The sequence below is a fragment of the Haloarcula sp. CGMCC 1.6347 genome (assembly GCF_037078395.1).
Classification (GTDB): Archaea; Halobacteriota; Halobacteria; order Halobacteriales; family Haloarculaceae; genus Haloarcula; species Haloarcula amylolytica.
Window position 1 is genome coordinate 727,387 of sequence record NZ_JAYMGX010000002.1, and the last position, 18,520, is coordinate 745,906.

At 61.1% G+C, this 18,520-nt stretch carries 20 protein-coding genes and 2 pseudogenes; 8 read left to right on the plus strand and 14 right to left on the minus strand.

Annotated elements, in window-relative coordinates; genetic code table 11:
- Nucleotides 1–26 precede the first annotated feature (26 nt).
- Nucleotides 27–539: pseudogene (locus tag VI340_RS12080) on the minus strand (ABC transporter permease); the annotation flags it as partial.
- 48 nt (nt 540–587) lie between these two features.
- Here VI340_RS12080 and VI340_RS12085 point away from each other — a divergent pair.
- The gene (locus VI340_RS12085; protein WP_336358422.1) at nt 588–1,118 is read left to right on the plus strand and encodes a hypothetical protein; all 531 of its coding nucleotides are present in this window, start codon (nt 588–590) and stop codon (nt 1,116–1,118) included.
- Nucleotides 1,115–2,107: a tyrosine-type recombinase/integrase gene (locus VI340_RS12090; protein WP_336358423.1), complete on the plus strand. Its 993-nt coding sequence runs from the start codon at nt 1,115–1,117 to the stop codon at nt 2,105–2,107. The genes VI340_RS12085 and VI340_RS12090 overlap by 4 nt, the downstream gene beginning before the upstream one ends.
- Nucleotides 2,108–2,163: 56 nt before the next feature.
- On the opposite strand, the gene VI340_RS12095 is transcribed toward VI340_RS12090, so the two are convergent.
- The 6 genes and pseudogenes from VI340_RS12095 to VI340_RS12120 all read right to left on the minus strand — a co-directional run bounded on the left by VI340_RS12095 (nt 2,164) and on the right by VI340_RS12120 (nt 6,696).
- Nucleotides 2,164–2,298: a hypothetical protein gene (locus VI340_RS12095; RefSeq protein WP_336358424.1), complete on the minus strand. Its 135-nt coding sequence runs from the start codon at nt 2,296–2,298 to the stop codon at nt 2,164–2,166.
- Nucleotides 2,299–2,311: 13 nt separating this feature from the next.
- A complete protein-coding gene (locus VI340_RS12100; protein WP_336358425.1) occupies nt 2,312–2,902 on the minus strand; it encodes a hypothetical protein in 591 nt (196 codons plus the stop codon).
- A 1,288-nt stretch (nt 2,903–4,190) separates the two neighbouring features.
- Nucleotides 4,191–4,958, minus strand: a complete 768-nt coding sequence (locus VI340_RS12105) for an ABC transporter permease (protein ID WP_336358426.1) — start codon at nt 4,956–4,958, stop codon at nt 4,191–4,193.
- Nucleotides 4,958–5,272: pseudogene (locus VI340_RS12110) on the minus strand (ABC transporter permease); the annotation flags it as partial. The gene VI340_RS12105 and the pseudogene VI340_RS12110, both read right to left, overlap by 1 nt.
- The gene (locus tag VI340_RS12115; RefSeq protein WP_008308007.1) at nt 5,269–6,213 is read right to left on the minus strand and encodes an ABC transporter ATP-binding protein; all 945 of its coding nucleotides are present in this window, start codon (nt 6,211–6,213) and stop codon (nt 5,269–5,271) included. The pseudogene VI340_RS12110 and the gene VI340_RS12115, both read right to left, overlap by 4 nt.
- 123 nt (nt 6,214–6,336) lie before the next feature.
- Nucleotides 6,337–6,696, minus strand: a complete 360-nt coding sequence (locus VI340_RS12120; RefSeq protein WP_008308005.1) for a cell division protein SepF — start codon at nt 6,694–6,696, stop codon at nt 6,337–6,339.
- 144 nt (nt 6,697–6,840) lie between these two features.
- Here VI340_RS12120 and VI340_RS12125 point away from each other — a divergent pair, with 144 nt between their 5' ends.
- Nucleotides 6,841–7,260, plus strand: coding sequence for a hypothetical protein (locus tag VI340_RS12125; RefSeq protein ID WP_008308003.1), 420 nt, complete (start codon nt 6,841–6,843; stop codon nt 7,258–7,260).
- A 26-nt stretch (nt 7,261–7,286) separates the two neighbouring features.
- On the opposite strand, the gene VI340_RS12130 is transcribed toward VI340_RS12125, so the two are convergent.
- On the minus strand, nt 7,287–7,811 hold the full coding sequence (locus VI340_RS12130) for an RNA-binding protein (protein ID WP_336358428.1): 525 nt from the start codon (nt 7,809–7,811) through the stop codon (nt 7,287–7,289).
- A 95-nt stretch (nt 7,812–7,906) separates the two neighbouring features.
- On the opposite strand from VI340_RS12130, the gene VI340_RS12135 reads away from it, so the two are divergent.
- Nucleotides 7,907–8,818 carry a cobalamin-binding protein gene (locus VI340_RS12135; protein WP_336358429.1) on the plus strand — a complete coding sequence of 304 codons (912 nt, stop codon included), beginning with the start codon at nt 7,907–7,909 and terminating at the stop codon, nt 8,816–8,818.
- Here VI340_RS12135 and VI340_RS12140 read toward each other — a convergent pair.
- From VI340_RS12140 to VI340_RS12160, 5 genes are all read right to left on the minus strand, one after another.
- Nucleotides 8,815–9,186, minus strand: a complete 372-nt coding sequence (locus VI340_RS12140; RefSeq protein WP_336328942.1) for a DUF5658 family protein — start codon at nt 9,184–9,186, stop codon at nt 8,815–8,817. The genes VI340_RS12135 and VI340_RS12140 overlap by 4 nt on opposite strands.
- 112 nt (nt 9,187–9,298) lie before the next feature.
- The gene (ubaA, locus tag VI340_RS12145; RefSeq protein WP_336328941.1) at nt 9,299–10,114 is read right to left on the minus strand and encodes an SAMP-activating enzyme E1; all 816 of its coding nucleotides are present in this window, start codon (nt 10,112–10,114) and stop codon (nt 9,299–9,301) included.
- Between the two features lie 96 nt (nt 10,115–10,210).
- A complete protein-coding gene (locus VI340_RS12150; protein WP_336328940.1) occupies nt 10,211–11,185 on the minus strand; it encodes a methyl-accepting chemotaxis protein in 975 nt (324 codons plus the stop codon).
- Between the two features lie 89 nt (nt 11,186–11,274).
- Nucleotides 11,275–12,777, minus strand: a complete 1,503-nt coding sequence (locus tag VI340_RS12155; RefSeq protein WP_336358430.1) for a carboxypeptidase M32 — start codon at nt 12,775–12,777, stop codon at nt 11,275–11,277.
- Between the two features lie 212 nt (nt 12,778–12,989).
- On the minus strand, nt 12,990–14,078 hold the full coding sequence (locus tag VI340_RS12160; protein WP_336328938.1) for a M20 family metallopeptidase: 1,089 nt from the start codon (nt 14,076–14,078) through the stop codon (nt 12,990–12,992).
- Nucleotides 14,079–14,215: 137 nt separating this feature from the next.
- Here VI340_RS12160 and VI340_RS12165 point away from each other — a divergent pair, with 137 nt between their 5' ends.
- From VI340_RS12165 to VI340_RS12180, 4 genes are all read left to right on the plus strand, one after another.
- Nucleotides 14,216–14,470, plus strand: coding sequence for a hypothetical protein (locus tag VI340_RS12165; protein WP_008307988.1), 255 nt, complete (start codon nt 14,216–14,218; stop codon nt 14,468–14,470).
- 101 nt (nt 14,471–14,571) lie between these two features.
- A complete protein-coding gene (locus tag VI340_RS12170; RefSeq protein WP_336358431.1) occupies nt 14,572–16,449 on the plus strand; it encodes a PINc/VapC family ATPase in 1,878 nt (625 codons plus the stop codon).
- 372 nt (nt 16,450–16,821) lie between these two features.
- Nucleotides 16,822–17,643, plus strand: a complete 822-nt coding sequence (locus VI340_RS12175; RefSeq protein WP_336358432.1) for a YqcI/YcgG family protein — start codon at nt 16,822–16,824, stop codon at nt 17,641–17,643.
- Nucleotide 17,644: 1 nt separating this feature from the next.
- A complete protein-coding gene (locus VI340_RS12180) occupies nt 17,645–18,202 on the plus strand; it encodes a cysteine hydrolase family protein (protein WP_008307983.1) in 558 nt (185 codons plus the stop codon).
- A gap of 48 nt (nt 18,203–18,250) precedes the next feature.
- Here VI340_RS12180 and VI340_RS12185 read toward each other — a convergent pair whose 3' ends face one another.
- Nucleotides 18,251–18,514: a winged helix-turn-helix domain-containing protein gene (locus VI340_RS12185; protein WP_004514919.1), complete on the minus strand. Its 264-nt coding sequence runs from the start codon at nt 18,512–18,514 to the stop codon at nt 18,251–18,253.
- Nucleotides 18,515–18,520: the final 6 nt, after the last annotated feature.

Here is an 18,520-nt window from a genome sequence, read left to right on the forward strand (position 1 = left end):
GGAAAGATTCGAGAGTCAGAACGGCGCTACTCGGCGAGCCCGTAACCGCGCTTGAACAGCACGTAGTCGATTGACAGCACGACCACGGTCGTCCCGGTCAGGACGGCCAGCGACGTGTTCGGGTCGATTTCGGTGACGCCGATCATGCCGTAGCGAACGCCGTTGACCATGTACACCATGGGATTGAGCAGCGAGACGTTCCGCCAGAACGCCGGCAGGACTTCGAGCGAGTAGAACACCGCGCCGAAAAAGACCAGCGGCCGGAGGATGAACTGGTTCATCACCGTGAGGTAGTCGAAGTCGCTCGCCCAGAGGCCACCGATGACGCCGAGGCCGCCGAACAGCGTGGTAATCACCAGCAGGAACGAAACGAGATACACGGGGTTGGCGACAGGGACGGAGGTGAACACCAGTCCCACGCCGACGATCAGCAGCGACGTGACGACCCCCCGGAGTGCGCTGGCCGAGACATAGGCGGCCACCATGCTCCGGTTCGACATCGGGGAGGTGAGGACCGCCTGGATGTAGTCGTTCCGGCGTAGTTTTACACAAGTTTTATTCAATAGGCCTGTGACAGTAGAAGCACGATGGTAGAAAAAAAGCGTGTTAATCTGACCGTCAATCCCGAGACGAAAGCCGAGTGGGATAGTGCCGTAAATGATTCAACGGAGTACAGTAGCCTCTCCGACCTAATCCGTCAATCTGTCGCGCACGAACTCTCAGACTCGCCGGGCGCGGCCCACGCACCGGACGGCCGCGAGACGGAACAGGTGGCACAGCCGGAAGCGGACACAGAGATACTGGAACAGGTTACGGATACTCTGGATAGCATGGAAAGTACCCTCTCAAACTTAGACAACCGTCTCTCCAACGTTGAACAGGAGGTTACGGCCACTGCACAGGCAGACTTGAGAAACAAGGTATTCGACTCTCTCCCGAAACACGACTCTGACGACGGGCCAGATGGGAAATCAGCAGAGGAGATAGCGGAAGAAATCGGAGCAGACCGGGACAAAGTGAGTAACCTCCTGATAAAATTGGAAAACCAGACTGGCGTGGTCAGAGAGGTTATGAACGTCGAAGGTCAGCAGTTTTTTGCACGAGAGGATGACCAATGACCGACTTCGAGACGGTCTTAGAACGATTTGAAGACCGCCGGAGTCGTGACTCAAGCTCCGCCACTGTTGACAGGTACGCCCTTCACGTTCGTAACTGGCGAGAGTGGCTAAGTGAAGACCGGAGTAAGTCCCTCTGGAACGCAGACGCGGTTGACCTTCGAGTGTATATAGAGGAGCAGACAGACGAAGGCTTAGCCCCCACGACAATTAGCCAGCGAGTATCTGCTATCTCAAAATTCTATCAAGATTGCGACAAACTGGCTGATAGGTACGATATGCCAGAAGTTCCGGAAAACCCGTATGAGGGACTCGATAAGGATGATAAGAAATTATTCAGAGGCACTACGAAAAAGAAAGATGGGCTGAAAGACAGTAACACGGACGAGTACCCATATCTGGAACCGGAGAAAGTCGCAGAACTTGTTGAGAACGTCCCTGCGCCCCGTCTCCGTAATGAACTAATAATCAAAATGTTATTCAACTGTGGGTTTCGCCGTGGAGAAATAGCTAACGCGAAGGTGGAACATATCGACCGAGAGGATAGGTCGGTCTATATTCCCCCTCGAAAGTCGTCAGAGGGGCGTTACGTTGCCTACAACCAAGATTATCTCGGTTTCCAACTTGCCCAATGGCTTGATTATGGCGGGCGTGAGAGTATGACCTATGCCGCAGATTCTGACTATCTCTTTCCGACCAACGACAATGAACACCTCTCAGGAGATTACATCAACAGAATAGTCAAAAAGGCGGCAGAAAGCGCAGGGCTTCAAGAAACAATCAACGAGTACGCAGACGGTCGGTCCATACACAAGGTCACAGCTCACACGCTACGCCACTCTTTCGCAATGGCACAACTAAACGCCGGTACGGACGTTCGGTCACTTCAGACTCTCTTAGGGCATGACGAACTGGATACTACTCTCATCTATCTTCAGCAGTCGAAAGAGGAAGCCAAAGAAGCAAGTCGGGCTTTTCATCCGGGGGGATAGACTACCCTCACCCTATGGCCGGCGAATAAAGCCTAAGTGTGGTAGTCTGTTTAAAATCACTCTCCGGAGTCTTCATCTGACTCTTTTTGAGAGTCGTCAGCGCTATCGGATAAAGCAGTCATCTCAAATCCATCAGGGGCATCATCTGGTTTCTCGACTTCTTCCTCAGTATCGCTGTCATCATCGGACATATGACATTCTTCATCACTCCAGAGTATTATCTTTTCCCCAAAACACTACAACTGGAATGATAATCAGTAATGGGTATTCAAATTCGGGGGGGACTCCTCCAGAGATTTGAATGAGTCCAGCCACAGAAAAAAATAGAATTGCCGCTATGGACGCCCATAGTCCATTTTGAAAACAGGACTTTTCATGCTCGTGCGCATCTTCTGCCTTTTGTATTGCATCCGTATAAGCGTACAGTAGGTTTCGATAAAATTCATTTTCAGTAGACCCACTTGAAATCATCTTATCCATAGAAATTCCGCCTTTCTTCCCAATTCCCCGTTTAAATTCACGGGGGTGATATACCTGCACGCAAGACCAGATAGAGTATAGAAACGAGATAAACCCTGAAAGAAGCGTTAAACTGATATTTAGTCCGGCAAAGGAGACGCCTGTAACAATAACGCTCAACGAAAGAATATTAATTTTCACCAAATCAATCGCCCGCTGGCTGATTTCATGATGAGATTCAAGTATTTTGTCTAACGTGCTTTGTAGTTCTTCAGTAGATTTGGCATATAGGTCAGATTCTCGAACGTTTTCTGAGCTATTCACATCAGATGACATCATTCCATAACATTCGTTGAGAGTACAAATATGTACTTACTCTGCTTATTTCAGCCAGAGCGGGTAGTTTCAACTATCCGAAACTGTCAATACAACCTATATCTACCTCCGCAACTTGTCAAAGAGTGACAACTCCAACAAGTCCCGTCGCCAATCAGGGATTAGATGTCAACGCCGATTTTAATCTACCTCAGTTGATGCTAAGAGTGTTGTTTCCACGTTCTGATGTTCCCACTGTTGTCCGCTTGCTATTCGCGGCGCATCGGACAACAACATTCCCTCATACTGCACTTTCGGCCACATTCGTCCTTCTTGAAGAGTTCCGTTGAACGTTTTCGTTGAGAAGTTTCGTTGAAACTTTCGTTGAAAACATCGCCCCCGAGGGGGGACGATGCAACTCTCAAGTTGCAGACTCCCCCCGAGGGCAGAGATTGCATCCATCAGCCGCGAATCACCATCGGGCTATTGCCTAAGGACTCTTAGTCGCGTAACACAGGCACGGCTCTCCGGGTTGTATTCCCCTCAAGTCGCACTTATCAGCCTGTGGCGGTCCACCACCCAAGACTATCGCGCGAGGCCTACCCTGTGGATAAGCCCCTCTAACCTCAAACGGATGCACTACTTGCTTCACGTCGCGCCTCACTATAATGAAAGGTAAAGGGTTTATATAGGGCGGGGGTGGTTTGGTATAATGAAAACATTTCTTTGGCTTCAATAAAAGCAATAATAACCCAAAGTAATATATAATAACCCAAGGTTATAGAAGGCCCACGAAAGCGCAATTCTCGATTCTCGCGCGCACATCCAACCTCAAAGTTTTCCTCGGGAAGCCCCGCGCTGGCCTCTTGAGCAGTTGTGCCCTCGTAGGAAGAATATTTATGCCGTTAGTAACCAAGTGGTAAACGCCTCGTAAGAGGCACGTCACGAGACTTCTGCGGTCTGGTCTCGGACATTGCCGGGCTTACACCCCGATACCACTGTTTCAGAAAGGTCAACCCTCGCAGTTGTGTCCTCTCAGAAGCTACTTCGGGAAGCCCCGCGCCAGCACGACCTCGACCTTCCCGGCGTCAAAATCCACGGAATCCACGCCAGCAGGATATGCGGGGTTACTAACTATTTCGGGAAAATTCTACTCCAATGTTCCAACCTTCCCACCTATAACTACCTTAGAATAGTATATATCTATCCTTGAAGATTCTAAGGTAGTCTCCATGACATGGGTTTTCGTCTTCATTACACGGCTCTCGATTCCGGGCCGCGTGCAATCGTATACTGATGGTATGGAAGCTTACTCTGCCAGTCCGTAGCCGCGCTTGAACAGCAGGAAGTCAATTGATAGAACAACTACTGTCACCCCGGTTAGTACGGCTAAGGACGTGTTGGGATTGATTTCTGTAACCCCAATCATGCCGTACCGCACGCCGTTAACCATGTAGACCATCGGGTTAAGTAGCGAGACGTTCCGCCAGAGTGGTGGCAGTACGTCAAGTGAGTAGAACACCGCGCCAAAGAACACCAGCGGCCGGAGGATGAACTGGTTCATCACCGTGAGGTAGTCGAAGTCGCTTGCCCACAACCCACCGATTACTCCAAGCCCACCGAACAGCGTAGTGATTACCAGTAAGAACGCGACTAAGTACAGCGGATTAGCAACAGGGACAGACGTGAATATCAGCCCCACGCCGACAATCAACAGAGACGTGACAACTCCCCTGAGTGCGCTGGCCGAGACGTAGGCGGCTACCATACTCCGGTTTGACATTGGGGAAGTCAATACAGCCTGAATATAGTCATTCCATCTCCCGTGGAAAATGGTAAATGAAGCGTTCTCGAAGCTGTCTGAGATAGCTCCAAGTACCACCAGCCCCGGTAGAACGAACTGGAGGTAACTCACCCCTGCGATTTCTCCAATCCGACTCCCGAGTATCACACCGAACACGGAGAAGTACAGCGTGTTCGTAATAATCGGTGGCAGGAACGTGTTGTAAGGGCGTCTAACGAACCGGAGTATTTCCCGTCGAACCAGTGTCAAGAACTGAGTTGTGTTCTGGTTCATACCGCACCCCTGTTGAATAGAACTTGAGTACTTTCATTTCGGATGTAGTCGTTCCAGCGCCCGTGGAAGATAGTGAAGGAGGCGTTCTCGAAACTGTCCGAGATGGCCCCGAGTACGACCAGTCCGGGCAGGACGAACTGGAGGTAGCTCACGCCCGCAATTTCCCCAATCCGGCTCCCCAGAATCACGCCGAACACGGAGAAATACAGCGCGTTCGTGATAATCGGCGGGAGGAACGTGTTGTACGGCCGGCGGACGAACCGGAGTATCTCCCGGCGGACCAGCGTCAGGAACTGGGTCGCGTTCGCGTTCATGCGGACACCTCCGCGTACTCGCGGTCGTCGCGGGTCATGTCGACAAACACCTCTTCGAGCGACGCGCGGCGGATCTCCAGCGAGGTGACGGTGTGGCCCTGTGCTTCGAGTTCGCGCATTATCGCTGGCGCGGTCTGGCTCCCGCCCATCGCGGTGACGGCCAGCCCTTCGTCGGTCAGTTCGACGTCGGTGATCCCCTCCACGTCGAGTCGCGGGGCCGTCCGCGGCATCTCGGCGAGTTCGAGGACGATAGTGTCGGTGCCACGGGCCATCAGGTCGTCGGGAGTCGCCACCTCGACCTTCTGTCCGTCGTCCATGATCGCGACCCGGTCACAGAGGCGTTCGGCCTCCTCGATGTAGTGCGTCGTCAGCAGAATCGTTGTCCCGGCGTCGTTCATTCGGTTGATAATCTCCCAGAGGTCGTGGCGGAGCTGGACGTCCACGCCCGCCGTCGGCTCGTCGAGGATGAGCAGATCCGGATCGGAAACCAGCGCGCGCGCGAGGACGAACCGCCGTTTCATTCCGCCGGAGAGCCAGTCGAAGCGTGTGTCGCGCTTGTCCCAGATACCGACCGTCTTCAGCGCGTCTTCGGCGCGCTCTTGGGCCTCGGCCCGACCGATTCCGTGGTAGCCGGCCTTGTGTTCCAGCACCTCGATGATGGGGAAGAAACGGTCGACGTTGAACTCCTGTGGCGCGACGCCGATGCGGTCGCGGGCCTCCCGGTAGTCCTCTTCCACGTCGAAGCCGAACACTTCGGCGGTCCCCTGGTCCTTGTGGACGAGGCCGACCAGCGTGTTGATGAACGTTGTCTTGCCGGCCCCGTTCGGCCCGAGCAGCCCGAAGAACTCGCCTTGCTCTACTGTCAATTCTAGGTCGTCGAGCGCCTGGACGTCGCCGTAACGCTTCTGTAATCCACTGGCGCGTATCGCCGGTTCAGTCATTGCCGCTCTTAACGTGGCGACACCGAAAAACGCATTGAAGCCCCCGAAAACCGGCAGTTAGACTGATACAAGCTGACAAGATCGACCGAACGGCGAGGTCCCGTCGGCCGGGCTGTCACAATCCTACTGACCGAGGCGTTCCCGGGAGATGCCGACGCCAGCCGGCGTGATGATGAGCTGGTCGTCGTCCTTCTGGACGATGTCGCCGCCGACCTCGTTGGCGACCTGCTTGAGTTCGTCGCTGATGTGTTCCATCGTGCGGTCCTGCGTGGAGTGGCGCGTGATGTCCGCGACGACCACGTCACCGTCGTAGACGGCGTCTTTGATGTCGATGACGTCCTGCTTGTCGCTGATACGGGCGATCCGGACCTGGCGTTCGAGTTCCGTCCCGGTCATCTCGAATTCGTTCGCGTCCAGTTCGACGTAATCCTCGGTGTTCCGAGAGGATCCAGACTCCCCGAGGATCTTGCTCATCAGTCCCATGTCACTCACGGCGTGCGCTACCCGTTTCAACTTTTCGTCCATCGAACGTATCGCCACAGCACACCCTTATCAGCCGTGGTGACGATCAGGAACAGCGTGTACTGCACAAGACGTTATTCAGTGGCGGAACAAACACCGGAAACGATGCGCCCGCCCTCCATCAGGAAAACTCCCCTCACCGTCACGGCAGTCGGTGGTGTCCTTTATGCCGTCGCTGTGCTGTCGTGGCTGTTTGCGAACGGCGTCCACTTCGCGTCGCAGGACCCGACGACATTCGCGTTCGGGGCCGGCTACGCCGCCGTTGGGATGGTCCTCGTAGCCGCTGTCCCGCTGTATCTCTGTAGCCGCCTCTCACTCGTCACGCCGGTGCTCATGACACTCTGGCTGCTCGGCAACACTGTGTCTCAGTGGCTGTACGGGACGCATCTCCACCCGCTGTCGTCGTATCTCACCGTCTGGCCCCTGCTGCTCGGGGTGGCCGTGGGCGCTGGCGTGGTCGAAGCGGTGGTCAGAATCGGCATAGACCGTACCCTCGACCGGTCCGGGCTTCGGCCGCTGGTGTGACTGGAGTGCGATATCGGTGGACTGCGCTACACCGAGAACTCGAACAGGTCGTCGCCGACGTGGTGGAGCGACTTGACGACTTTCCCGCTGTCGCCGACCATGTCGTCGCCGCTGGTCTGTGCGCGGCCGACGGCGAGGAACTTCCCGTGGGACTCCTCGTTGATGACGATCAGGTCGCCCTCGCTGATGTCGTCGTCGGCCTCGGTGATGCCCGGTCGCATGATGTCGGCGCCGTCCGAGACAAAGGAGACGGCCCCGGCGTCGACGGTGACGACGTGTTTCTGTGGCGGATGCTGATTGGCACCTTGTACTGTGAGGAACGGTTCTTTCTCGGCGGCTTCGCCGCCTCCATCCGAGGGACGGGGTCCCTCGCGATCCAGATAAAGCACGAGCGGGTCGCCATCGACGAGGACGACGTCCCAGTCGCTGTCGTCGAACTCGACCTTCTCGAAGCTGTCCGCGTCGAGTTCGACACCGAGGTTGTCCGACAGCGCCGTCGTGATGGTGTCGACCTCGTCCGAACGGAGGTGGTGTCGCGACTTGACTTCCATACCCGCGTCTCCTCGGCGACAGAGGGTAAGCGTAACGAACCGTGCGGACGGTGTGGCGGACGCAGGTTTTTGTCCGCGCGGGCTAAGGTCAGGGTATGCGAGTCGTCACGCTGCTGCCCTCGGCGACGGAAATCGTCTACGCGCTCGGCGTCGAGCCGGTCGGTGTCTCACACGAGTGCGACTATCCGCCGGCGGCCCGCGAGAAGCCGTCGGTCAATCGCTCGCGCGTCGACCCGACGGCGTCGAGCGGCGAGATCAACGAGCAAGTCGCGGCTGCCGAGGAGAGCGGCGGCGTCTACGCTATCGACCGCGAGACGCTGGTAGAACTGGACCCCGACCTCATCGTCACCCAGGGCGTCTGTGACGTCTGCGCCGTCGACCACGTCATCGTCGCCGAGGCCGTCGAGGAACTGGGACTGGACGCCGACGTGCTGACGCTGGACGTCCACAGTCTCGACGACCTGTTCGAGTCCATCCACCGAGTCGGTGCGGCGGTCGGGCGCGACGACCGCGCCGCAGACCTCGTCGCGGACCTCCGGGACCGCGTCGCGGCGGTCGAAACCACGGCGGCGCGAGCCGAGACGACGCCCCGCGTAGCGGTGCTCGACTGGCTCGACCCGGTGATGGTCGGCGGGCACTGGGTGCCCGAAATGGTCCGGAAAGCCGGCGGCACCTACGGCATGGAAGAGGCGGGCGCTCACTCCCGGCCCCGCGAGTGGGAGGAGGTCGTCGACTACGACCCCGAGGTGCTGGTGGCCGCGCCCTGTGGCTTCGACGTGGCACAGACCCGCGAGAACCTCGCCGACCTGACTGAGCGGCCCGGGTTCGACGACCTGACCGCGGTCCGGGACGGCCGGGCGTACGTAATGGATGGCCACCACTACGTGAATCGGTCGGGGCCGCGCCTCGTGGACACGCTTGAGTTCCTGGCGGCGCTGTGTCACCCGGACCTGTTCGAAACGCCGCCGAAAGATGCTGCCGTCAAACTCGGGACCGTCCGGGCCTAAGCGGCGGCCGCGGCCAGGCCAACGTAGGTGTTGCCGACCACGACGGCCGCGCCGAGGGCGACGACGGACAGGAGCCAGGCCCGCCACAGCGGGACCCGCTCGACCACGTCACGACACTCAAGCAGGACGACGCCGACGTAGAGAACCACAGCCATCTTCAAAGCGATTACGAGCAGCGGTTCGTGGATAAGGAGGGTCCGTATCCAGGGGTTAGCTTCCAGTCCCGGCCCGGCAAACCGGGCGGCAAACAGCGTCGACAGCGCGTCGCCAAAGCCCCAGACGAGCACCAGCGAGAACACCAGTTCGACGTAGCTGGGCATCTGGAGACGAACCGAGAGGGGGTGAGACGCGTGGTCAGGGTGGGACATGTGAGTGGCTACCGTTACTCGCGGCTATCAGCGCATAAAACTCGGTTCCGCAGTATCAGCCGTGAAAACTGGCGCAAGTACAGAGCGAGCCGGCCAGTACAAAGCGAGCCGGTCAGTCCTCGGCGAGCGAACAGCGACCCTCGTAGCTGGCGTCGGCGACGCTCGCGATGGCCGGGTCGTCGCCACACACCGGGCAGTCGGGGTTGGCGGCGACGGGGATTTCCTCGAAGGACATCTCGGCGGCGTCGTAGGCGATGAGTCGGCCGTCCAGCGTCTCGCCGTAGTCCATCGCGAGCTTGACGACTTCGGTCGCCTGCATGCATCCGATGGTACCCGGTAGCACGCCTAAAACGCCCGCAGTCGCGCAATCAGGGACAGTTCCCTCCGGCGGCGCTTCGGGGAACAGACAGCGGTAACACGGGCTGTCGCCCGAGAACGTCGTCACCTGTCCCTCGAACTGGAAGATAGCGCCGTGTGAAAAGGGCGTGCCCGAGAGCGTGCAGGCGTCGTTGACGAGGAACCGCGTGGCGAAGTTGTCGGAGGCGTCGACGACGATGTCGTAGTCGGCCACCAGGTCGGTCGCGTTCTCCCGCGCCAGTCGCAGTTCGTGGCGGTCGACGGTCACGTCGGGATTGAGGCCGGTGACGAACTCGGCAGCGCTGTCGACCTTCGGCCGGCCAACGTCGTCGTCGCCGTGGATGACCTGCCGCTGGAGGTTCGACCGCTCGACGGTATCGTCGTCGACGATTCCGAGCCGGCCGATACCCGCAGCCGCGAGGTACTGGAGGACCGGTGCGCCGAGGCCACCGGCCCCGACGACCAACACGTCAGTGTCGAGCAGCGCGGCCTGGCCCTCCGGCCCCACGTCGTTCATGATGATATGCCGGGAGTACCGGTCAAGCTGTTCTGGGTCCAGATCCGGTCGCATAGCGAGGATTGGCAGCCCGGAGAAATAAACGCCGGGTTCGTCGTGGATGCAGTTCGGGACGGAGCGCCGAGACGCACAGCCAGAACAGCCGGCCGCTCAGTTGTTTCGCTCGAGGTCCGCAACGAGGTCGTCTATCGCCTGATTGATATCGCTGAGAAGGTCGGTTTGCTCATCGGATTCCTCGGCGATGTCGGCCGTACCGTCGGCGATATCCTCGGCTGCGTCCGTGGACTGGTCGATCATGCTGGCCACTTCCTCGGTCGAGGCGGCCTGCTGGTCTGTGGCGGTGGCGACCTCCTCGATACCGTTGTTGACCTCGCGGACAGTGTCGTCGATCTCTTCGAGGATTTCGGTCGACTCCTCGACAGTGTCGATACCTTCGTCGATCTCGTCGTTGCTCTCTTCGAGGCTCTCGACGGCGTTTTCGGTGTCGTCCTGAATGCCGTCGATCATCTGCTCGATGGTCGTCGCCTGCTCCTGTGACTCCTCGGCGAGGCTCTTGACCTCGTTTGCGACGACGGCGAACCCTTCACCTGCCTCGCCGGCGCGGGCGGCCTCGATAGACGCGTTCAGCGCCAACATGTTGGTCTGGTCGGCGATGTCGTTGATGACGTCGACGATCTCGTCGATCTCCTCGACGCTCTCCTGAATCGTCTTGACGTCCTCGGCGACGCTGTCGGCCGCCTGCTGGATGTTCTCCATCGCCTCGTGGACGTCGTCAGCGTTCCCCTGCCCGCGTTCGGCGAGTTCCTTCGCTTCGCGGGAGGCCGCGGACACCTCCTCGGACGACGAGGCGATCTGCTCGACCGACGCCGAGAGGTTCGACACCTCGTTTGCGATGTCTGTCAGTCCCTCGTACTGCTCGGCGGCCTGTTCGCGGATCTCGGCAGTTTCCTCCGCGATTCCGACCGACGAGTCCTCCAGCTCGGCCAGCATCGTCTGGACCTCGCTCGCTGCAGTGTGGCTGTAGCCGGCCTCCGTGTCGATATTCTCCGCGACGTCGTCCTGGATGTCTGTGTCGATCCCCGTCCCTGTTTGGTTCGGTACATTTTCCGTCGGTCTCTCAGCCATAGTAGTCGTCACAATGGGAGGGGAATATAAAACGAGTTGCCCGATAATATCAGAGTCGATATCTGGAACGGAGTCCGTCGACCGTCGTGTCAGCAGTCGTACAGCGCACGGTACTTCTCGTCGGCGTAGTCGAGGAAGTGTTCGGCAGTGAAGGACTCACCCGTCGCTTCTTCGACGAGGTCGTCAGTCCGATAGCGTGCGCCGTGCTGGTGGACGTTCTCGGTGAGCCAGTCGTGGATGGGGCCGAACTCGCCGGCGCGGACGTGGTCGTCGAAGCCGTCGATATCCTGCCGAGCGTGGTGGTCCAGTTGCGCGGCCAGCACCGACCCGAGCGTGTAGGTGGGGAAGTAGCCGAATGCGCCGTTGGTCCAGTGGATGTCCTGCAGGCAGCCCTCGGCGTCGGTGTCGGGGCGGATACCGAGATACTCCTCCATCTTGTCGTTCCAGACTTCCGGTACGTCCGCCACGTCGAGGTCCCCGCGGATGAGGTCCCGTTCGATTTCGAAGCGGACGATGATGTGCATGTGATACGTTAGCTCGTCCGCCTCGACCCGGATGAGGTTGTCGTCGTACACCTCGTTGAACGCTTCGTAGAACTGCTGGGCGGTGGCGTCGGTCCCGAGATGGTCGTTGGCCGTCTCGGTGAAGAAGTCCCAGAACGGGCGCGAGCGGCCGACGTGGTTCTCCCAGAAGCGGGACTGTGACTCGTGAACGGAGAGGTCGCGATTGTCGCCCAGCGGCGTGCCGTACGCTTCCTGTGGCAGGCCGAGCGTGTACGTCGCGTGGCCGAACTCGTGGATGGTCGAGCCGAGCGCGTCAAGCGGGTCCTCGGGGGTGAAGCGAGTGGTGACGCGGGCGTCGAACTGCGTCCCCATCGAGAACGGGTGGGGTGCAGTGTCGAGGCGGCCGCGGTCCCAGTCGTAGCCAAGCGTGTCAAGCGCCGTCTCGACGAGGTCGTGCTGGGTGTCGTCGTCGTAGGTGCCCTCGAATGGGTCGGCAAGCGTCACGTCGCTGTCGGCGATGTCGTCGATGAGCGGAACGAGCGCGTCACGGAGGTTCGTGAGTACTTCCTCGGCAGTGTCGATGCCGAGATACGGCTCGTACTCCTCGAACAGCACCTCGTAGGGGTCGCGGTCGGGGTCGATGGCGGCGGCGTACTCCCGGCGGAGTTCGACCAGTTCTTCGAGCGTGTCGGCGAAGGCGTCGAAGTCGTCCTCGGCCTTGGCCTCCTTCCAGACGGGGAGGGCGTTCGAGGACGCTTCGGAGAGGCGTTCGACGAGGTCCGCGGGGACCCTGGTGGCTCGTTCGTGGTCCCGCCGGACCTCCCGAACGACGGCCTTCTGGTCGGGGTCGAGGTCGGCGTCGTCGAGTTCGTCCAGCCAGTCGGCCAGGGCGTCGTCGGTAAGCAGATCGTGATGGAGCGTCGAAATGGCGGAGGTCTGTTTCGCCCGGGCCGGCGTGCCGGCGTCGGGCATCATCACCTGCTGGTCCCAGTTGAGGACGCCCCCGGCGTCCTCGATGTAGTGGAGGCGGCGGACGTGATCCAGGAACTGCTCGTACGTGGACTCGCTGTCCTCGCTCGCTGTTGCCATACAGCGGCGTTAGGCCGGGGTCCCTAAAGAACCGATGCCGCCGGTAAGGAGTGTGGTGGTTGGCATGACGGTTCAACGAAATCTGTTGGATTGGAGCACTGTCTTCAAACAGCCAGAAAGCCCCGCCATGTCGGCGGGCTAAACAGCGACCGGATGGGATTTCAGGCGCACTGAATTTGGTGAGAAGACGAATACGACACGCGGCCACACACTCACAGCCGAGACTGTGGCCACGACTCGGCAACACGCTCGTAGATGTCCTGACACCGTTCCAACACAGCCAGCGACACGCTCTCATCACCAGTGTGGGCCTCGCCGGGTTCGGCCGCGCCGACGATTACACACTCGGTCCCGGCCTGGGCGAGCCAGCCGGCGTCGGTCGCGTGCGGTTTGACGACGTGTTCGGGTGTAGCGTCCTGCGCGGCGGTAGCGGCGTCCAGTGCCGCGTTGGCGAAGTCGGCGTCGCCACAGGCCATCGGCGGGAGGTCCTGGTCGACGCGCCAGGAGACGCCGTCGATGGCCTCGACCCTGTCAAGCGGCGCGCGCTCGCCGGGGACCGTCCGCTCGTCGACCGTGACCGCACAGCGCTCGGGGATGACGTTCCAGGCCGAGCCGCCGTCGATTTCGGTGACGGCGACACTCCCGCTCATCTCGTGACCGAGCACGGTTGTCGACGGGAAGTCGAGGTCCCGGACCACGTCGACGGCGTCAGTCGCACGGTAGATGGCGTTCGCGCCGGCCTCGGGTTCGCTGGCGTGGGCCGCGGCACCCTCGGCGACGATAGTCGACCCCCGCCGGCCCTTGTGGGCGACGGCCACGTCCGTCGTTCCGGGTGCGGAGTAGCCGGTCGACCCCTCGCCGACGACAGCGTAGTCGGGGGCGAAGCCGTCCTCGATGGCAGCCTGACAGCCGACGCCGCCCTGTTCCTCGCCAGCGAAGGAGGCGAAAACGAGTTCCCCGGCGGGGTCGGCATCCCGGAAGGCCAGCATCGCCGCGGCGACACATCCCTTCATGTCTGCCGCACCACGGCCGTAGAGGCGGCTGTCGTGTTCCTCGACGACGTACTCGCCGCCGGCGTCAACCTGCGACCCGTCCGGCGGGACCACGTCGTGGTGGCCGACGAGGGCGAGCGACGTATCGCCCTGGCCCTTGCGGGCGATGACGTTCCCGTGGTCGTCGCGGGTGACCTGTGCGTCGGTGTGGTCCCGGAGCCACGCTGTGATGTGCTCTCCGGCAGCCGCTTCGTCGTCGTGACTGGGGATCGAAACGAGGTCGCGAGTCAGCGACGGCAGCGTCTCCATACCGTGGCTCGGGAGCGCGGGCAGCAAAAAATCCGCGACGGGCTCGGGGGGCTGTGTCTCGCCGAACAGAGAACTACGGGACAGGCCTAAACAGTTCGGTAGTGCCCAAATACATACCAAATACGTATATTGAGGTGATGCGTTCTGAAATAGCGGTCGAAGCGGCCACAGCCGAGGAAGTCAGCGAACTGCGGCGGGCACTGCGGGGCAACCAGCGCGTTGACCTCGTTGCGACGAACGCCGAAACAGTCGAACTCAGCGGTGAGCGGCGCGGCCTCCGAGAGCTGACCCGGACGCTCCTAGTTCGCGAACGTAGCGCTCGGGAGTTCGGACAGGCGGCGCTCGCCGCAGCCGACCGGAGTGTCCGAACGCGGTTGCAAAAGGCCGTCTAGGTCGGCTGCGCTACAGCGTCTGTCCCGTTTTCCCAGTTGTGGTGCACAGAGACAGCGTACGGACTCCACACCCTTATCAACGGCAGTCTCCAACTGCCGATATGGAAATCGTACCGGACACGAGCGTGGTCATCGACGGCCGCGTGTCCGACCAAGTGAAGGCCGATGCCGACCCCGACACCGACGTCGACGGCATGGGCTTTGCCGGCGCGACGGTCGTCGTTCCCGAAGCCGTCGTCGGCGAACTCGAAGCACAGGCGAACGACGGCCGAGAGACGGGCTGGGAGGGGCTCGAAGAGCTCCAGACGCTCGTCGACCTGGCCGAGGAAGGCACCATCGACGTGGAGTACGTCGGCCGGCGGCCAGACGCTATCGAGAAACGAGAGGCCGGCGAGGGGCAGATTGACGCGCTCATCCGGGACATCGCCGGTGACCGCGGTGCCACGCTCGTGACCAGCGACGACGTGCAGGCCCAGGTGGCCCGCGCGAAAGGGCTCGCAGTGGAGTTCGTCGAGCCGGTCAAGCGGACGGTCGACCGCCTGCAGATCGAGAACTTCTTCGACGAGGGGACGATGAGCGTCCACCTCAAGGTCGGCGTCCAGCCCTACGCCAAGAAGGGCTCTATCGGCGACATGCAGTACACGCCGATCCGCGACGACCCTGCAACCGAAAGTGAGCTACGGGAGTACGCCGCCGACATCGAGGAGAGCGCGCGCGCCTCGCCGGACGGCTTCCTCGAACTCGACGAACCCGGGATGACCATCACACAGTTCCGGGACTTCCGGATCGCCATCGCGCGGCCGCCCTTTTCCGACGCACTGGAAATCACGGCGGTCCGGCCCATCGTCAAGACCGAGCTGGACGATTACGAGTACGCGGACCAGCTCCGGGATCGCTTCACCGAACACCAGCGCGGCGTCCTCATCTCCGGCTCGCCCGGGGCCGGGAAGTCCACGTTCGCACAGGCGGTCGGGGAGTTCCTCGTCGACGCCGACTACGCAGTCAAGACGATGGAGAAGCCGCGGGACCTTCAGGTCGGCCCGAACATCACGCAGTACACCGAACTCGGCGGCTCGATGGAGAAAACGGCCGACTCGCTGCTGATGGTCCGGCCGGACTACACCATCTACGACGAGGTGCGCAAGACCGATGACTTCGAAGTGTTCGCTGATATGCGACTGGCCGGCGTTGGCATGGTCGGCGTCGTCCATGCGACCCGCGCCATCGACGCGCTTCAGCGGCTCATCGGCCGCGTCGAACTCGGGCTCATCCCACAGATCGTCGACACCGTCGTTTACATCGAAGCCGGGGAGGTCGACACGGTCTACGACGTGACGACGGAGGTCAAGGTCCCGCAGGGACTCATGGAGGAAGACCTCGCGCGACCGGTCATCATGGTCAAGGACTTCGAGACCAACCGACCGGAGTTCGAGATCTACACCTTCAACAACCAGGTCGTCACGGTCCCGCTGGGCGACGACGAGGGCCAAGAGGACTCCGGCGTCGACCGCCTCGCCAAGCAGGAGGTCGAGCGCGAGATTCGCTCTATCGCCCGCGGCCACGTCGAGGTCGAACTGCGCGGGCCTAACACCGCCGTCGTCTGGGTCGAGGACGACGACATCTCGCAGGTCATCGGCAAGGGCGGCGGCCGCATCTCCGACGTGGAGAACCGCCTCGGCATCGACATCGACGTGCGGACCTTCGAGGAACGGCCGTCAGGTCCCTCCGGCGGCCCCCAGACCGAGTCCGGCGGCAAGGAGGGCGAAATCGTCCAGCCGGAAGTCACGTCCCGGCACGTCATCGTCCCGCTCGACGGTCACGCTGGCGATACGGTCGAACTGCAGGCCGACGGCGAGTACCTCTTCACCGCGACGGTCTCCCGCAGCGGCGAGATTCAGGTCTCGCGCGGGTCGGGCATCGCCGAGGAACTAGAGCGAGCGATCGACCGCGGCAGCACGATTACTGTCGTCCCGTCGTAGAATATTGTAGCGGTCGCAAACGGTTTTGGTCCCTGTACGCCGAGCGGAGCGAGGCGTTTCACCGACGTGAGGCCGGAGGCCGAACCGTCGGCCTTTTTCATCGACGTTTTTCAAGGAGTGGTTCCTACAGTGGGCGAAGCGAACGAAGCAACCCGACGCTGAAAAAGGTCGTAGAGCGAGCCATCGACCGCGGCAGCACGATTACTGTCGTCCCGTCGTAGACTCGGCGAGCAGGACAGCCGCACAGGAGTTTGACTAGCGCTCTGTCGAATCGTCCAGCAGGATACGACATCGGTAACTAATCGTGTCGGATTCGACAGTCGAACTGCCGAAAACGACAGCTAAATTCCGGTGGAGCACGACCGACTAGCCATGACCGACGCAGTCGTCAGGAGCTTACAAGACCAGGCGACGCTGGCCGCCCGAGTGGAGCGCGGTGACGCACCGGAGTGGGTCGGGGCCCACTGGCGGACGTTCCGCGAGGGGCTGACCGGTGAGCGGAACGGCTCCCCGTTCCCCTGTTTCTTCGGGGCGGAGTCGGTTCGCGACGGCGACCCGCTGTACACAGCGGTCCCGTCGATGAGTGACCCGGACGCGCTGTTCGACCTCGGCCAAACGCTGCTCACGTATCTGGAGACCTATCAGGACCACAGCGAGCGGGCCTCACTGGTCACCTTCTTCCGGCCGCCCGAACGACCGCTAACGGAGGCCGAGTACCATGACCGGCTCTGGCATATCCTCCAGTTCCTCCACGTCCACGACCCGGAGCCGTGGCCCGAGGACATCCCGACCGATCCGGATGACCCGCACTGGGAGTTCTGCTTCGGCGGCGAGCCGATGTTCCCGACCTGCCGCGCGCCGTTCTACGACACGCGAAAGAGCCGCTACTGTCCGGTCGGGCTGGAGATCACGTTCCAGCCCCGGGCGCTGTTCGAGGACCTGAACGTCACGGCCGATGCCGAGGCTGGCCAGCACGCCCGCGAGATCATCCAGGGACGGCTGGAGGAGTACGACGGCGTCTGTCCTCACGCCGACCTAGGCGATTGGGGTGTCGAGGGCGACCGAGAGTGGCCCCAGTATATGCTGTCGTCGGACGAGGACGCGTCGCCGGACGAGTGTCCGATAACCGTGACGCGCGAGCACCCGAAATCGAAGTGGCTCATCGAGACGCCCGCCCCGGAGCCGGCTCACTGACATGGTCGACCTTCCCGAGACGCCGGTGCTCGTGCTAGTGGATTTCCAGCAGGGGTTCGACGACCCGGCGTGGGGGACGCGGAGCAACCCCGACGCCGAGGCGAACGCGACGCGCCTGCTTACCGAATGGCGAGAGCGTGGGCTTCCGGTCGTCCACGTCCGGCACAACTCGACGGAGCCGGATTCGCCGCTCCGGCGCGGCGAACCGGGGTTCGCGTTCAAGCCGGAACTGGAGCCCGAACCGGGAGAACCGACGGTCGAGAAGCGCGTCAACGGCGCGTTTGTCGACACCGAACTGGAGGCGTGGCTCCGCGAACGGGACCACGAGACGCTCGTCGTCTGCGGGCTGACGACTGACCACTGCGTGTCGACGACGACGCGGATGGCCGAAAACCGCGGGTTTGAGGTTGTCGTCCCGGACGATGCGACGGCGACGTTCGACCGAACGCTCGACGGCGAACGCTTCGACCCGTCGCTCGTTCACCGGACTGCATTGGCGCAGCTACGCGGTGAGTTCGCGGAGATCGCGACGACGGACGACGTAGTCGCGTCGCTGTAACCAGCGGCTGCGTGAACGCGTCGCGAAACAGCCAAGCGAGAAGGCGTGTCAGTCCGAGACGGCGGCGTCCGCTTCCGCCGGTTGGTCGATAATCTCGTAGAGATTCTGTCGCGCGTCGGCGAAGTACACGTCTTCTTCGATGACACCGACTTCGTCGAGTCGTTCCAGAGCGTAGCGAACGGTCCGTGCCGAGAGCATCGACTCCTCGACGATGCCTTTCTGTGTCAGCGGGCCGTCGTACTCCAGAACCTTGTATACGAGCTTTGCGCTCGGCGGAAGGTCTGCGATGGCCTCCCCATCAGAGTCCGTCATTACCCG

What these genes read in the sequence shown, in the direction of transcription:
- VI340_RS12085 (WP_336358422.1), top strand. Translation starts at nt 588, where the DNA reads ATGGTAGAAAAAAAGCGTGTTAATCTGACCGTCAATCCCGAGACGAAA.
- VI340_RS12160 (WP_336328938.1), bottom strand. Translation starts at nt 14,078, where the DNA reads ATGGAGACGCTGCCGTCGCTGACTCGCGACCTCGTTTCGATCCCCAGT.
- VI340_RS12130 (WP_336358428.1), bottom strand. Translation starts at nt 7,811, where the DNA reads ATGGAAGTCAAGTCGCGACACCACCTCCGTTCGGACGAGGTCGACACC.
- VI340_RS12180 (WP_008307983.1), top strand. Translation starts at nt 17,645, where the DNA reads ATGGTCGACCTTCCCGAGACGCCGGTGCTCGTGCTAGTGGATTTCCAG.
- VI340_RS12165 (WP_008307988.1), top strand. Translation starts at nt 14,216, where the DNA reads ATGCGTTCTGAAATAGCGGTCGAAGCGGCCACAGCCGAGGAAGTCAGC.
- VI340_RS12185 (WP_004514919.1), bottom strand. Translation starts at nt 18,514, where the DNA reads ATGACGGACTCTGATGGGGAGGCCATCGCAGACCTTCCGCCGAGCGCA.
- VI340_RS12155 (WP_336358430.1), bottom strand. Translation starts at nt 12,777, where the DNA reads ATGGCAACAGCGAGCGAGGACAGCGAGTCCACGTACGAGCAGTTCCTG.
- VI340_RS12090 (WP_336358423.1), top strand. Translation starts at nt 1,115, where the DNA reads ATGACCGACTTCGAGACGGTCTTAGAACGATTTGAAGACCGCCGGAGT.
- VI340_RS12175 (WP_336358432.1), top strand. Translation starts at nt 16,822, where the DNA reads ATGACCGACGCAGTCGTCAGGAGCTTACAAGACCAGGCGACGCTGGCC.
- VI340_RS12170 (WP_336358431.1), top strand. Translation starts at nt 14,572, where the DNA reads ATGGAAATCGTACCGGACACGAGCGTGGTCATCGACGGCCGCGTGTCC.
- VI340_RS12100 (WP_336358425.1), bottom strand. Translation starts at nt 2,902, where the DNA reads ATGTCATCTGATGTGAATAGCTCAGAAAACGTTCGAGAATCTGACCTA.
- VI340_RS12105 (WP_336358426.1), bottom strand. Translation starts at nt 4,958, where the DNA reads ATGAACCAGAACACAACTCAGTTCTTGACACTGGTTCGACGGGAAATA.
- ubaA (WP_336328941.1), bottom strand. Translation starts at nt 10,114, where the DNA reads ATGCGACCGGATCTGGACCCAGAACAGCTTGACCGGTACTCCCGGCAT.
- VI340_RS12125 (WP_008308003.1), top strand. Translation starts at nt 6,841, where the DNA reads ATGCGCCCGCCCTCCATCAGGAAAACTCCCCTCACCGTCACGGCAGTC.
- VI340_RS12150 (WP_336328940.1), bottom strand. Translation starts at nt 11,185, where the DNA reads ATGGCTGAGAGACCGACGGAAAATGTACCGAACCAAACAGGGACGGGG.
- VI340_RS12115 (WP_008308007.1), bottom strand. Translation starts at nt 6,213, where the DNA reads ATGACTGAACCGGCGATACGCGCCAGTGGATTACAGAAGCGTTACGGC.
- VI340_RS12135 (WP_336358429.1), top strand. Translation starts at nt 7,907, where the DNA reads ATGCGAGTCGTCACGCTGCTGCCCTCGGCGACGGAAATCGTCTACGCG.
- VI340_RS12095 (WP_336358424.1), bottom strand. Translation starts at nt 2,298, where the DNA reads ATGTCCGATGATGACAGCGATACTGAGGAAGAAGTCGAGAAACCAGAT.
- VI340_RS12140 (WP_336328942.1), bottom strand. Translation starts at nt 9,186, where the DNA reads ATGTCCCACCCTGACCACGCGTCTCACCCCCTCTCGGTTCGTCTCCAG.
- VI340_RS12120 (WP_008308005.1), bottom strand. Translation starts at nt 6,696, where the DNA reads ATGGGACTGATGAGCAAGATCCTCGGGGAGTCTGGATCCTCTCGGAAC.